At 55.5% G+C, this 15151-nt stretch carries 7 protein-coding genes, 1 pseudogene and 1 riboswitch; of the genes and pseudogenes, 2 read left to right on the forward strand and 6 right to left on the reverse strand.

Annotation, left to right across the window (positions count from 1 at the left end):
• Nucleotides 1–412 (forward strand): MFS transporter (locus tag RW092_RS17595; protein WP_410055550.1); only part of this gene is annotated, 412 nt, incomplete at its 5' end.
• Nucleotides 413–567: 155 nt separating this feature from the next.
• On the opposite strand, the gene sdaAA is transcribed toward RW092_RS17595, so the two are convergent.
• Together sdaAA and sdaAB are read right to left on the reverse strand one after the other, a co-directional pair.
• Nucleotides 568–1449, reverse strand: coding sequence for an L-serine ammonia-lyase, iron-sulfur-dependent, subunit alpha (sdaAA, locus tag RW092_RS17600; protein ID WP_009226215.1), 882 nt, complete (start codon nucleotides 1447–1449; stop codon nucleotides 568–570).
• A 17-nt stretch (nucleotides 1450–1466) separates the two neighbouring features.
• Nucleotides 1467–2138, reverse strand: coding sequence for an L-serine ammonia-lyase, iron-sulfur-dependent subunit beta (gene sdaAB, locus RW092_RS17605; RefSeq protein ID WP_316010825.1), 672 nt, complete (start codon nucleotides 2136–2138; stop codon nucleotides 1467–1469).
• A 163-nt stretch (nucleotides 2139–2301) separates the two neighbouring features.
• Nucleotides 2302–2428: riboswitch (glycine riboswitch) on the reverse strand.
• 496 nt (nucleotides 2429–2924) lie between these two features.
• Here sdaAB and RW092_RS17610 point away from each other — a divergent pair.
• Nucleotides 2925–8357 (forward strand): S8 family serine peptidase, encoded by a 5433-nt coding sequence (locus RW092_RS17610; protein WP_316010826.1) that lies wholly within the window; start codon nucleotides 2925–2927, stop codon nucleotides 8355–8357.
• Between the two features lie 136 nt (nucleotides 8358–8493).
• On the opposite strand, the gene RW092_RS17615 is transcribed toward RW092_RS17610, so the two are convergent.
• From RW092_RS17615 to RW092_RS23855, 4 genes and pseudogenes are all read right to left on the reverse strand, one after another.
• Nucleotides 8494–8700 (reverse strand): hypothetical protein, encoded by a 207-nt coding sequence (locus RW092_RS17615; protein WP_316010827.1) that lies wholly within the window; start codon nucleotides 8698–8700, stop codon nucleotides 8494–8496.
• Nucleotides 8701–9122: 422 nt separating this feature from the next.
• The gene (locus RW092_RS17620) at nucleotides 9123–11231 is read right to left on the reverse strand and encodes an alpha-galactosidase (RefSeq protein WP_316010828.1); all 2109 of its coding nucleotides are present in this window, start codon (nucleotides 11229–11231) and stop codon (nucleotides 9123–9125) included.
• Between the two features lie 2 nt (nucleotides 11232–11233).
• Entirely contained in the window at nucleotides 11234–13333 is a 2100-nt protein-coding gene (locus tag RW092_RS17625; protein ID WP_316010829.1) for an alpha-galactosidase, read from the reverse strand.
• 171 nt (nucleotides 13334–13504) lie between these two features.
• Nucleotides 13505–15141, reverse strand: a pseudogene (locus tag RW092_RS23855) (extracellular solute-binding protein).
• Nucleotides 15142–15151: the final 10 nt, after the last annotated feature.

Below are 15151 nucleotides of genomic sequence, written 5' to 3' on the forward strand. Positions count from 1 at the left end.
GTTTGATGCGCCCTTTTTTCGTGACTCCGCGCTCAACAGGCACGGGAAATTTCCAGTTCGATTAAATCAACAGCTTGACATCATACCGCTGGACTTTATATCTAAATTTCGTGATGAATTCATTCTCCCCTATTTATATCATAAGGTAAGGCATGATATATTTCAATCATTCGATAATTTTCGAACAACACTGGGCCTCGCCGCCGTCGCCGGGTTGTTTAGCCCGAGCTTCTGGATTCTGCTCGCCGTTCGCATCGTGCAAGCATCCGGTGCCGGAGCGGTCGTTTCGTTGTCGATGGTTACGTTATCCCGTTACGTTCCGATCCAGCGGCGCGGCAAAGCGATGGCCTTGATCATGTCGGCCGTATCGCTGGCAGCTTTGCCACCTTGTTTTTGCTGCCGCAAATTTTAGTGCATCGCTTCGGATTAACCGCCAGCCATGCCGGACTGGTCATCTTCCCGGGCTCGATCCTCGCGATGGTCGCTTCCCGCAAAGTGGGTTCGGTCATCGACCGTCAAAATCCATACCCTACCTCTGAAAAAAGAAAACCTTTGGAGCAACTCCTTCTACTTCTTCCGGCTTCGCAGCTCCTTCATGATTTTGCGGCCGGTAGGCGTTTGTGCCAGCCCGCCCTGCGCGGTTTCGCGATGGCGGCTGGGCATCGCCGAGCCCACCTCCAGCATCACGTCGATGACTTCGTCCGACGGGATCGCACTGCGCACACCGGCCAAGGCCATATCGGCGGCAGCCAGCGCATTCACCGCCCCAAAGCCGTTACGCACGATACAAGGAATTTCGACGAGACCGCCAACGGGATCACAGATCAACCCCAGCGTGTTCTTTAACGCGAGGCCAACGGCGTGCACCGCCTGCTCCGGCGTCCCGCCGCGTAGCTCAACCATTGCACCGGCCGCCATCCCAATCGCCGATCCGATTTCTGCTTGGCAGCCCCCTTCTGCACCGGAAATAAACGAGTTGTTGGCGATCACGTACCCGATGGCCCCCGCGCAAAACAACCCGCGCACAAGATGCTCATCCTCCCAGCCGAAGCGCTCTTGGGCGCTGACGAACACGCCGGGGATGATGCCGCACGAGCCCGCCGTCGGCGTGGCGACGATCCGGCCCATCGAAGCGTTCACCTCGGACACGGCCAGCGCATAAGCCATGGCCTGACATGCGATGTCACCAACCGAGGTCTCACTGCGATTGCGGTAAGCCTCCACCCTTTTGGCATCGCCGCCGGTCAGCCCGCTTGTGGAGACGATATCCTCCGTCAGCCCCTTATGCACCGCCGTTTTCATGATTTGGTAGTATTCGTTCATGGCGGCCAAAATTTCTTCCTCCGATTGCCCGCTCTCTTCCACCTGGTCCTGAATCATAATGCTGGAAATCGTGCGAGATTCCCGCTCACAGAGCTGGGCCAGCTCACGTAAATTTTTAAAACGCATCGTGCTCCCTCCTCGCTTTACTTCGTCAGATCAATATAGGACACTTGGCTGACATGCTCCAACGCACGGATCGCCTCCACTAATTCCGGCGGAATGGACGAATCGGCTTCCACAACAGTCAGTGCCTCAGAGGTCCGCCCTTTCCGATCGGTAATAATGTAGCCGATATTGACGTTCTCCCGGCTGAACAAGGCCGTAATCCCTGCCAGTACCCCTTGCCGGTCTGCGTGGGAGATGACCAGCGTCGGCAGCTCGCCTGAGCATTTCACCTCAAAACCGTCGATGTTGCGAATGACGATCGTCCCTCCGCCAATGGATGCCCCCATGACCTCGATATGACTTCCGTCTTGGCGGGTTAGTTTTATTTTTACCGTATTCGGATGGGCCCCAGGCAGGACTCCGGTGGCAAACACCACCTCAATCCCCTGCTTTTCAGCGTCCTGCATCGACTGGCGGATTCGCTCGTCGTCCGTACGGTAATCCAGAATGCCGCCAACGATGGCCAGATCGGTACCGTGCCCGCTGTACGTTTCGGCAAAGGAGCCGTAGAAACAAATCTCCGCCTTGACCGGCGCGGTTCCGAGCAGCTGACGGGCAAATCGTCCAATCCGTACAGCCCCGGCCGTATGTGAGCTGGAAGGCCCAATCATCGCCGGACCGATAATAGAAAATACGCTTTTAAATCGCATCGCTACATCTTCCCCTCATTTTTTCTATGACGAAAAAGAGACAGAGCAAAAAGGCTGCTGCCTTTCGCTCTGTCCCCGTTACCTGAAAGTTTAATGTTCCCGGTTCAACTTAACATCCGGGTCCATGTACCTCTTGGGTGGCTGTTCGCTCTCTCCAGAGTGGCGTCCGATCATGGTCCTTGTACCTGAGAGATTCGGCTGCCGGCTGCAGGACCGGCCCTTGCTCCTTCGGTGCCGCTAAGCTGGCGTCCCTTTTCGGATCAGCCCGCGGACTCTCCCATCATCCTCATTCGCCGATATGAATTTGTGCTTAATGTAAACCGAAGCCAGCAAGATGTCAAGATATCTTACATAAATTCCGGTGGTTCACGTTGAATTCTAGTTATTTTTTCCTATTTTTATAAGAAAATATGTATATTTTACTCATCCACCCACTTGTATACCTGATTTTACAGATATATACTGTCCGTAACAACCCCAGATTTTACCTTATTTTATGAATTGTTGAAAAATAAGGTGCGCTCCGTGTTAACTTATCTTCACTCTATGACCCCTGCTAAACTAAAACGATTCTCTCCACAGCATTGGCTTCAACTCACATCCACATCCACCATGACTTACTTACACCCGCTTCCACTATTTTACACGAAGGAGGTGATGTACCCAAGAGGCACTTGCTTCAATTTTTGTCAGGCGTAATGCGTCCGGACTCAGCTATTCGTTTCTCCGGGCGGCCGTCACAGGATGGATGTTGGGCTTAAAACTTAATCAAAGGGAGTGAAGAAGTTGATAAGTCTCAAGAGATTTCGCAAACCTTTCTCGCTTGGCATGTCGATCCTTCTTGCGTTAACTCTCGTTCCCGTCGCCTCCGCCAGCAGCAGCAGCGTATCGGGACAAAGCAGCCTGAGATCGACCGCGCCCCAAGTGGCCGAAGCCAAGATCGACGCTAAATTGCAGACCCAGTTTAAGCAAGACGACTTCGTCACCTACCTGGTCAAACTCAAGGAGCAGACCGATACAACTTCGGTCGCCAAGCTGGCTCTTCAGAAAGCCCAGCTGGAGAAATCCACTCCTTCCGCCGCGAAGCTGTCCGTACGGACTTCCGTTGTCAGCGCCCTGCGCGAAACGGCCTCCCGCACCCAATATGCGCTGGAGGAATACTTGCGGAAAGCCCAGCAATCCGGAGAGGTGAAAGACTACAAAAGCTACTTTATCGTAAATGCCATGGCGGTGACAAGCTCGAAAGAAGTACTGGAGCAAATCGCCCTTTTCCCCGAAGTGGAGAAAATTCTGCCGAATGAAGAACGACATCTGCAAAAGGTTGAAATCCACAAAGATGCGGCTGCAGAGCCTGCCGTGAAACCGGCCGACGAAATTTCTTCTTCGCTGGGCGGTACAAGTCAAGCTCCCTCCGACGTTACTCCAAGCAGCGTCGAGTGGAACATCGCCCAGGTCAATGCCCCCGAGGTGTGGAATATGGGCATCGACGGCACCGGCATCGTTGTAGCTAACCTCGATACCGGGGTAGATTACAACCACCCGGCTCTACGGAGCAAATGGCGGGCCCTTGATGCTTCGGGCAATATCGTGAATCCCGAACTCAGCTGGTATGATCCGCACAGCCATGCTTCGCTGCCTACCGATAGCCACGGCCACGGCACGCACACCATGGGAACGATGGTTGGTTCGGAGCCGGACGGCTCGAACCAGATCGGCGTCGCGCCTGGGGCGAAATGGATCGCAGTCCGTATCTTTAACCCCTCCACCACGGATGCCATCATTCTGGACGGCGGCCAATGGTTGCTCGCCCCGGTGGATGCCGAAGGGAATCTGCATCCGGAGCTGGCTCCGGACGTGGTGAACAATTCCTGGGGAGGAGGCCCCGGTATTGATGAATGGTTCCGCCCGATCGTACAAGCTTGGAGAAGCGCGCAAATCTTCCCTGAGTTCTCGGCGGGCAACACCGATATCTTCAACCCCGGCGGTCCCGGTTCGGTAGCTGCGCCAGCTAACTATCCTGAAGCGTTTGCCACCGGTGCTACGGACATCAACGGGAATTTGGCGGATTTCTCTTTGCGTGGACCTTCGCCTTACGGTGAAATTAAACCGGAAGTTTCCGCACCTGGGGTCAACATTCGGTCCTCCGTTCCCGGTGGTGCCTATGAAGGCGGCTGGGACGGCACCTCGATGGCAGGCCCGCATACGACAGCCATCGCGGCCTTGCTGCTGCAGGCCAACCATTCCCTCACGGTAGACCAGCTGGAGGAAATCCTGACCAGCACGGCCACACCGCGGACAGACGCCGAGTATGAGACAGTCCCTAATAACGGATATGGATACGGCATTGTAAATGCGTTGAACGCCGTAGGCTCTGTCCTCCAAGGGATCGGCAGCGTCTCCGGTCGCGTGGTGACCGGCGGAGAAGACTTGGACGAACCGGTCCTAGAGCATACGCCGCCTACCTTAATATATGAAGGCTTTGATTTGACATTATCCGCCCGTGTCAGCGACGAGGTGGCGGTCACATCGGTCGATTTTTATGCGAAAGAAGCTGGAACCAGCCATTATTTATATATTCCGGCCACACGGGTATCCGGAAACGAGAAGGATGGCGTATATGAAGCCACCATCCCCGCTTTCCTGATCGGAACAGCCGGCCTTGAATATTATATCCACGTGAATGATTACGGCAATAACGGATTTGACAGCGAGCACTATTCTGTGACGGTGTCAGCCGGGATCGAGCCCGGATATTTGCAAGATTTCGAGTCGGAACCCATCGGATTCCAGTCTGGCGGAGCCGGCAACACTTGGGCTTGGGGAACGCCAGTCAGCGGACCGGGCAGCGCCTACTCCGGTGAGAAGGTGTACGCCAGCAATCTGACCGGCACCTACGCACCCAACAGCAATTCGTATCTGCTTATGCCGCCGATCAATTTGACCGATAGTCCGCAAGGGGCATTGCTCTCTTTTAAGCATTGGTATGACCTTGAGGAGGGCTACGATATCGGCACGGTGTATATCGCTTCTTTAGACACCGATTACGCGTTCGTACCGGTAGCGGAATTCACTGGCACAAGCGACGGCTGGAAAACACAATACCTGGACCTGCGCGACTATGCCGGTGAGCAAGTTTACCTGCAGTTTGGACTGACCAGCGACGGCTCCGTGCATAAGGCCGGTTGGTACCTGGACGATCTGTCCCTGCAAGTACCTGACGCCACCGCACCTGAAGCACCTGCCGATCTGACCGGCTCCGTGAACTTTGCCGGCAGTGCCGAGTTGTCCTGGTCTCCGTCCGCCGATGAGGACGTGAAATTGTACACGGTGTACCGCTCGACCACTTCGGGCTCCGGCTATGAGGTGATCGGTACAAGCGGCCAAACGGAATTTACCGACACAACAACTGAAACGGATCATACCTATTATTATGCGGTCACCGCTACGGATTACAGTGACAACGAAGGCCCTAAATCCAATGAGCTGGAGCTGACAGTTGTACGTCCGGTGACGGTATTCAGTGATAACTTTGACGGCAGCAGCGATAACGGCTGGACGCACAGCGGCACGCGGGACGAATGGGAACGCGGCACCCCGGTGGAACCCGGTCCGGCTAGCGCTGTCTCCGAGCCAAACGTATGGGGAACCGATCTCGACAGCAACTATGAGAATGGAACAAATGCTTCGCTCATCTCCCCGACGATCGATTTGAGCACCGTCGATAATGCTACCCTTGTGTTTGATCATTGGTTTGAAATTGAAACCAATTATGATAACGGTTATGTGGAAATCAGCTCCGACGGCGGAACGACATGGAACGAGCTGGGCAAATTTTCACATAGCACCAATGGCAAGGTTTGGAGCACCGCTTATTACGATCTCGAAGATTATGTCGGAGAGCAAGTTCAGGTGCGGTTCCGTTTAACGACGGACGGCAGCGTTGTGAAAGCCGGCTGGTACATCGACAACGTTCAGGTGCTTAGCGTAAATACACCGGAAGATCAGGTGACGCAAAACGTGCTTGGCGAAGCCGGAGCAAAAACGGACAAGGCCGTAAAATCCGGGCCGGCCTACAAGCTGACCCGCACAAGCAAGGCCGAATTCGAGCAGCAGGTGAAACAAGCGAAGCCAGCCGGTGACATCGGCATCAGCAGCCTGCCGGCCAGCGCAACCGTGACGGTGGTGGAAACCGGGCGCTCTGTAAAAACCGATCCAGCCACCGGACGCTACAGCTTGAATCATGTTGCTGGGGATTACACGCTGAAAGCGGAAGCCTACGGCTATTATCCGCAAACGGCCAATGTGACCATCGCCGATCAGGTAAACGCCAAGGTCAACTTCACCCTGCAGCCGATTCCGAAAGGTACGCTCACCGGAACGATTACCGATGAACGTACTGGGGAGCCGATTGAAGGCGCAACGGTGATGGTGCATGAAGATGCGATGGTTGCACCGCAAATCACCGGGGCTGATGGCAGCTTCTCATTAGAGCTTCTGGAAGGCACCTATACCTTGTCGGCAAGAGCGGCCGATTATTACGCGAATACGTTAACCGTTACGGTACCGCCGAACGGTACAGCCGACGGCTCGTTGGCGCTCAGGCCGTTTGTGGGCTTGCCGGGCGAAATCGCCTACGATGATGGCACGCCGGAAAATGCTTGGGCCTTCAACGCGGCAAACAACGCCTGGGCGGTACGCATGACGCCGGAAGCCGGCGCGGTGCAAGTCACCGGCGCATCGATCCGATTCTGGAATACCGAATGGCCTGTTCCGGGCGGAACCGAGTTCCAATACGCCGTTTACGACGCATCCGGCCCTGACGGAGCGCCAGGTCGGCAAGTAGCCGGTCCTTTTGACGGTACCGCATTGCGTAATGACCAATGGACCGTGCTCGAGCTGCCAGAACCGGTCACTGTCGAAGGCGACTTCTACATCGTGTACATTCAAACCTTGGCCGGAACAAACGCTCCGGGGCTTGCAGCCGACGAATCCAGCCCGAACGCCCGTCGCAGCTGGAATCGAATCAATGGGGCGTGGAGCTTGGCGGAACAAGCACAAGGCAACTTCATGATTCGTGCCATCGTGCGTTATCCGGTGGACGCGCCGGTCATTACGTTGCCGGAGGACGGCTCTTATACGAATCAATCTACCTTTACCGTGACCGGAACCTCTCCAGCCAACGACGCTGAGGTGAAGGTGTACAACGGCACCGAGCTGGCGGGTGAAACTACGGTTGAAAACGGACAATTCAGTCTGCCGATCGAGCTTCATGACGGAGCCAACGCGTTGTCCGCCGAAGTCATCGTGAACGGAAAAGCAACAGATCGTTCACTGCCAGTCACAATTACACTGGACACCACCGCTCCGGAACTCGAAATAGTTTCACCGGTGGACGGCTTCCGAACCAATTCGGAAGTGCTGAACGTGACGGGTTCTGCGCTTGATGAGTTCATCAACAAGCTGACCGTAAACGGACAAGAAGTTCCGCTGGAAGGCAGCGGCGCGTTCGCGTACCGTATGTTGATTAATGCCGGTGAGAATCTGATCACCGTAACCGCGACGGACCACGCCGGAAACGAAACCACGGTCACTCGGACGGTCTACGTGGATACCGAGCTGCCGGAGATCACTAATCTGACACCGGCAGAGGATGTTCATTTAACAGCAGGTGAAGCGGTGACGGTATCCTTTGACAGCGTTCCAGGGCTGACGGCTTCGTTCCGCATCGAACTGCCGTTATCGTTATCGGGCGGTTCGAGCAACGGAATTTCGATGACGGAAACTGAACCAGGGCACTATGAAGGAACGTACACGACACCTGCCTCGCTTGTCTTGGAAGGCGGCGTGATCGTGGTTACAGTTCGCGATGCGGCTGGAAACAGCGGCGATTTCCAAGCGCCGGGCCGTTTGTTCGTCAGCGCGTCGGGTGAAAATCCGGGCGAGGATCCCGGAAATACGCCAAACGTCCTGCCGGTAGCCGTCATTCATGCCGTGGAGCGTGCGGCCAAGAATAAGCAAATTGACTTTGACGGTTCCGCCTCCTCGGATGCCGACGGCCGCATCGTCCGCTACAGCTGGTCATTCAGCGACGGCGGCACCGAGCTCGGCCCCAAAGTCAAACACCGCTTCTCCGCTGCTGGATCGTACACCGTCACCTTGACGGTGACCGATGACGCCGGCGCGGTGAACAGCGTGGTTCACAAAATCGTGATCCGATAAGTCTCGGACACGATCCGAAAAAAAGATCGGCCCCAAGTGGTTTATGCCGCTTGGGGCTGATTTTTTTACCTCGATCAATTTTTCCCGAAACCCTTCACTTTCCCATATGGTAGACACTGACGTCCCTCCCCGGTTTTTAGCGTAAGGTCCATTCTCGCTCGCTGTTGATTTGAATGCGTCCTTCCGAAAGACTCTTCAAAAATCGGCTTCTCACGCTTCGTGCTAACAGCTTGATTTCGGCCTCCGATCGCGCAGGCTTTAAAGATACCGAAGTACGGATGATCTCATTTTGCTTCCGTCGGCTTGCCGGGCGAATCATTTCCGATAGATCCACCTGCCGCATCATCCATCCCTCCTTGTTCACCGATTCATCTGATAAGTTACCTCTAAAATAGCTTATCGTGCTTCAAAAAAACAACCACATCAGTTTATGAAGCCGAGAAGCTGCGGATCATCTCTTCGAACGCCGGCTTAAATTGGGGAGTATGGCAAGAAAAATTTTCCTTTCAGCGGGAATAGCGGAATTTTTTACCGTTATTGCGGCTTCATCGGCTAGATATCAGAAAATAACGACCAAAAAGGGCGTTATTCTCCGGATGCTGGTCGAAATTCCGCCATTTCGTCGCTCTCTCTGCAAAATAGCACCATAAAAGTCCCTTATTTCCTCGATTTCCAAGGTGGAGTGGAAAATAAGGGACATTTTTACCGCTAAATAGGCAACGTAAAGAACCCCCAACCTCTATCGGCTGGGGTTTCGGTCGCGCACTACGCTTCGCAAATCCGGTACAGCACGCTGTCGAAGTCGCCACGCAGCGGGAGCTCGATGCCGATTTGCATCAGGCTGCGGCCACTCCAGGCGCCGGACACCCCTTCGATGGCGTAGGTTTTGTCCGGCGCGAGGCCTTGCAGACGTAAGCGAGGCAGGCGGTCGCCCAGCCGTTGCGAATGCAGGAACGCCAGCAGCACGCTATCCCCGCGAGCGGCGTCCACGTACTGAACTGCCGTCACCCCCAGGTGGCTCAGCGCATTCAGCCGGTACTGGTCGCCGAACTGCACCAGTGGGCGGATCGTTTTGTAAAGCTGGACAAATCCGGCGGCCTCCTGCAGCTCCGCTTCGCTCCAATGGTTGAGGTTCGCGCCGATGCCCAGCGTTCCCATCATCGCGCTGTGGAACCGGTACGGCAACGACAGCACGCGGCGGTTCATCCCGGTAGGGGACTCCGTCACCCAGCAGGTCATCATCTTCGGCGCATACACATAGGAGAAACCCTCCTGGATGCTCAGCCGGTCGAAGGCATCTGTATTATCGCTGGGCCAAGACTGATCCGCATATTGGAAAATGCCAAGATCAATCCGCGAGCCCCCGCCCGCACAAGTCTCAAACTCCACGTGCGGGAACCGCCGGCGCAGCTCGGCCCAGATCTCATATAGGCTTTGCACGTGCCGAATCCAAATCTCCTTCTGGCGATTCAGCGGATGATCCTTCATCCCTGGCTCCGTCACCGTCCGGTTCATGTCCCATTTAATGAACTTGATTTGGTGTTGGCTAAGCAGATCAGTCATGAACTCCAGGATGTAGTTTTTGACCTCCGGCTTGGAGATGTTTAAGAGCAGCTGGTTGCGCAGCTCCGTCCCTCCCCGAGTCGGAAAATGGTACACCCAATCCGGATGACTCCGGTACAGGTCGCTGTCCGGGTTCACCGCTTCCGGCTCCACCCAGATCCCGAAGTCCATGCCCAGCTCATGTACCCGATCGATCAGCTCGCTCAGCCCGTTCGGGAACTTCTCCCGGTTGACGACCCAGTCGCCCAGCCCGGCGCGATCATGGTTGCGCGCCCCAAACCAGCCGTCGTCAACGACGAACAGCTCTACACCAAGCTTGGCCGCGCGCTCCGCTAAAGCCATTTGGTCCTGCACGTTCACATCGAAGTACGTCGCTTCCCACGAATTGTACAGCACCTTGCGCGGCTCTCGGCTCGGCAGCACGTAATCGTGTTGATAGCGATGCAGCTTGCGGCTCATCTCGCCGAACCCGGCGGCGCTATACCCGCCGACAAACATCGGTGCGGCAAACGTCTCGCCGGGGCCAAGTAACCACGTACTGTCGAAATCGTGGATGCCGCAGGTTACGCGAACATGATGAAACGCGGTTTGTTCGGCGACGATTTTCCAGTTGCCGCTCCATGCCAGCGCCCCGAACCATACATCGCCGCGATCCTCCGCCGCCGTCCCGTCATCAACGGCAAACCACGGATTCGCATGGCCGTCGGTGAAGCCGCGGCGCGATTCCAGGACTTTTTTGCCTTCGGATAAGAAGGTACGTCGCAGTTGGAACTCGCCCGCCCACTTCCCTGTGACATGCGTCAACCGATAGTCCCGCAACACCGGCATCGTCCAAGCAGCCGATTGCATCGTCTCCAACAGCACCGGTTCACCGCCCAAATTCACGAAGCTGGCGGACCGCTCCAGCACATCGTGCTCAGGAATCACCGCATAGCTCAAGCGAACCTCAAACGGATACACCTCATCTTGAAAGGTAAGCGTCAGCGTATCTTTCCCGTTTTGCTGATCGACCCGGTACCCCGCATACTTCGGGCAAAAATCCCGCACCCCATCCGGCCAAGTCACTTTTAGCGACGGTTCAACATATCCTACACCGCCCCAGAAGCTGTACTCCTCCGTTTCCCGTTCAATCTCCGCGTCGAAGGAGCTATGCCCCCGCGTCCCCAGCAGCGGCAACGCCTCGATCGGATCGATCGGCGCTCCCCAATACAGATGCTGTAGTCTGCCTTTCTCATTCAAGCCAAATACATAAGAGCTGCCGTTCGTTTGCAATGCAAAAATCTGATGTTGTTCATCCACCCAAATTGCCATGTTCAGATCACCGTCCGCTGAGTGAGTTTAAATAGTTTGGCTTCCGCCGGCTTCAGGTCGACAACCAGCTCGCCCGCAGTTTCCTGTTCCGTACCTTCCCACAAATCATCAACCCGGTACAGCACCTTCGGATTCAGCCCTGCACGCGATAGAGATACCGTCTTCCGAGCCCCCTTCGTCCCATCAAAGTTAAACACGGCCATATACCACGCATCTCCGCCCTCAGGATTTGAAGCAGGAACCTCCAACACAAATACATCAGCCGACCGATCACCAAAGCCCCACTCCAACGGCCGGAAAGTTTGCCCCAATCGGGCGACGTCCATCACCGCGCGATTGCCCAGCCAAGCCTTGGCACGTTCTGCGGCGCCTTCCTTGCGGAAGTCATCGCCAAGCAACAACAGTGTTCCAGCAATGACCGATGCCGTCAGGCGGCTCCGCCCTTCATGCCATCCGGTCTCGTCCTGATTGAAGCTTTTGTAGAGTACCGTGTGGTCTGGATCGTTATATCGATACAGGCAGTCATTCATCCACCAGCCGTAAGTCAACGAGTTGAGCAAATATTCCGTATCTCCGATCTGTCCAAACACATCGCAGGAAATGCGGCGGCTATTGGCAAAAGCGTACGGAAACAGCGGCGCAATCGACAGATTGATAAAAAATGGCCGTCCAACCGCCTCCGGTGACAGCTTTGATGCCAAGTAGGATAAGCCGTGGCGGTAAGCCGCGATGCCGGTCGTGATCGCAGGGTCATAATGCTTCCCTTCCAGCGCCCCGTGCGCCATGAAGTCGAGCTTCACGTATTCGAAGCCTTCGCGAATGATCTTCTCCGTAAACCAATCGATCCGCTGCAACGCCCCCGGATGTGTGGGATCAATCGCCAGACCGCCGGCGATATCGGCCACGATTTCCCCTTCCGCATCGCGAAGCAAGATCTCACCGTACGTATACTTGCCGCCCGTGCCCTCCACTTCCCGGCTGAATTGCTCAGGACTGCCCCAGAAGGCAAACGGCGTCCAATACGTTCCCGGCTTATGTCCATTCTCCCGCACCCGGCGCAGTGCATCCGCCATCTCTTCTGCCGTCAGCCGATCCCAGAAGGCATCGAAGTTGATGTAGAGTGTCTCTCCGCTCTCAAATCCCAGCGGCTGCACTTCACCTCTCAGAAAATCACTGGTTGACGTATACAGCTCGTAATCCAACGTGCTCATTGCCGCCGACCAGCTGTTCCAGCCAAACGGTACGCCGCCTTCCCACTTCAGCGGTGGCTCAACCGCCGCGTTGGCTTGGCCATATGCCTCCAGCCCCTCGCGGTAATCGTCATAATATCCCGCGAACACCAGCGGGGATTCGACCCGCGGCCCGTGCACATACCCGTGCGGCTGCGTATCCCGTGTCATCACGCCGGCTGCCCCGGCATACAGCTCGAACTCATCCAGCCTGCCAGCTCGTTCACTTCGGATGCGGATGCCCGTCTTCCAAACGTCGTGGGACACCGAGCCCGTCACAAAGCCCCGCCGGCTGCCCGGATAAAACAACGCGGCCGCTTCATAGCTTTCTGTCTCCCAAGGCAACGGCTGTGCAATGTAACGCACCCATTTATCGTTGTCGTAAGGGAGGCGAAGAGCATGCAGTTGATCCTCCCCAGACGCCTCGTGACGCGAGGGAGCGTTTTCGATACTCAGCTTGGCGGACTGCAGCACCACAATCCTGTTTAACTTTAGTCCGCCTTCAGCTGCCACAACAACCCGGATCAAGAAGAAAGGTTGCTGCTCATAAAGGGAAAAATACTGCTCCACGATCGGCAACCCCGGTTTTTCGTGACGAATCCCCACCTGCAGGCCGCATCCAAACGCATCGCTAAGCTCCTTCGGCTCCCCGATCACTTCATGGCGCTCATACAGGCCGGTATGGTATTCCCTCCCCTGCCACCGAAACGCGCTGCGAATCTCGTGCCACACCAGCGCTTCGCGGCAGGTCCAGGCAAAGGTGCCGCCAGCCAAATCAAAGCTTAAGCGACCAAGCCCGTTATCCAAAAATTTAAGCGTATCTGATTCCACCCAGAAGCGGACTTTTTCCGTGATCGTTCCGTTAATCGTCATTCAACCCCACCCTTTCTCCGCTTATTCGCCCCCATTATAAGGTCGAACCTTATGAGGTTCCATGCAACGATGTTCCGATTGATAGCGGGATATGCCTTTTTTGATTAGCAGCTTCGTTCAAAAACAAAGCAGCGGAGGAACCCATTCCCCCGCCGCTTCAGTCACATCGTCTTATTTCCACAGTTCCATACGTTCTTGATACTTCTTGTTATACACATCTTCCAGTTTCGATAGGCCAGCAGCCTCCACTTGCTTCATCATGGTGTCGTACAACGTCACCACGTCTTGCTCGCTAGGAGCCAAGGCCATCTTCAGGAAGTACTCGTTAATCGTCTCGTTCACCTTCGTCTCCATAATGGCTTCCGGTGTGCCACCGTCCGGGCCAAGGCTATCGTAAGGCGCCGTATCAAACGACGTATCCGCCAAGTTCTTGATCGCCAGATCCGTCGTCGGATCGCTCATCCCACGGCCAATCAAGTCATATGGCGTGCCGTCAGAGCCCGGTCCGTTCTTGATCGTCCAAGTCCATTTGCGGATCCCGGTCGTGCGGGAGGCTTCTGCCCAATCCTTCTTGAAGGCGTCCAGTACTTCTTGACGCGGCACGTGCTTGCCGTCCTTCATATCCCAATGCTCGCCTTCCACGCCCCACATCATCAAATACTGCCCTTCCTCGCTGGCGAGGAAATCCAGGAACTTGATCGTGCGAACCGGGTCCTTGTTCGTCTTGGTGATGGAGATGCCGTCCCAACCAAGCGAGCTCTTTGGCCCGTACGTCGTTTGGTCTGGTCCGATGCCCGGTGCCAGCACTTTATATTGATAGAACTGTCTTTCCTCCGCCTTCGCGGGGTCCGGAGCATCTGCCTTCAACAGACCGTTGGCTCCGCCTACGTTCCAACCTGCATCCGCGGTAGCAAAAACGTTCCCAGCTGCCAGCTTCTGTTCATACTGCTTCGTCTTCATCGTACCCACTCTTTGTCGAGTAGACGTTGGCGATACAATGAGTTCATATATTTCATCATTTCCAAATACCGCGGATCGCGGATATCCTTCAGCAGCTTGCCGTCTTTCTCGTAATACGGCATAATGCCATACATTCCTTTAAACGTACCGGTGACCCCGCTCATGTTGTCGCCATTTAACGTCATCGGAATGGTTTCCTTGCCATCGATTGTTGGGTACTTCTCCTTAAACGCCTTTAGCAGGTTCTCGAACTCTTCGGCGGTAAACGGCTCGCCGTTGTTCACCTTATCCCCAACACCCAGCTCCTTCATCAAATCCATCCGCATCAGGAAGCCGAATACCGGATACTGCTCCAGACCGTACCAGTTAGCCAGATAGTAGTTCTTCCCGTCCGCACTGCGCGTCTTCTTCAGCGTATCCCCATACATCTTCTTGATGTTCGGGCCGTATTGCTCGATCAGATCGTCCAGCGGGATCACGGCTCCCGAGGAGATATACTTGTTCATGATGTCGCTTCCGCGGCTCATCAGCACGATGTCCGGCAAATCGTTACTTGCCAGCATCAGGTTCAGCTTCTCCGCTGGATTCCCGGTGGGCTGCTGGATTTCTACCGTCACGCCCGTTTTTTCTGTAATCGCTTTCGCTACAGGGTTTGTAAATGGATCCCCGGTGTTCTGGTCAAACAACGTCAGCGTGATCGGCGACTTGTCATCCGCCGGTGCCTCTCCGGTTGTTCCGCTCGCCGCAGGAGAATTGCCTCCCGCCGACGGGGTGTTCCCGGACCCGCAGCCTGCGAGCAAGGCCAGGACCAACATAGAGGATACCATGAATAGCAGCTTTTTCTTCATTCGCGTAAAC

The organism is Paenibacillus sp. 3LSP, from assembly GCF_032465655.1.
Taxonomy (GTDB): Bacteria; Bacillota; Bacilli; order Paenibacillales; family Paenibacillaceae; genus Fontibacillus; species Fontibacillus barengoltzii.

What these genes read in the sequence shown, in the direction of transcription:
- sdaAB (WP_316010825.1), bottom strand. Translation starts at nt 2,138, where the DNA reads ATGCGATTTAAAAGCGTATTTTCTATTATCGGTCCGGCGATGATTGGG.
- RW092_RS17620 (WP_316010828.1), bottom strand. Translation starts at nt 11,231, where the DNA reads ATGGCAATTTGGGTGGATGAACAACATCAGATTTTTGCATTGCAAACG.
- RW092_RS17625 (WP_316010829.1), bottom strand. Translation starts at nt 13,333, where the DNA reads ATGACGATTAACGGAACGATCACGGAAAAAGTCCGCTTCTGGGTGGAA.
- sdaAA (WP_009226215.1), bottom strand. Translation starts at nt 1,449, where the DNA reads ATGCGTTTTAAAAATTTACGTGAGCTGGCCCAGCTCTGTGAGCGGGAA.
- RW092_RS17615 (WP_316010827.1), bottom strand. Translation starts at nt 8,700, where the DNA reads ATGCGGCAGGTGGATCTATCGGAAATGATTCGCCCGGCAAGCCGACGG.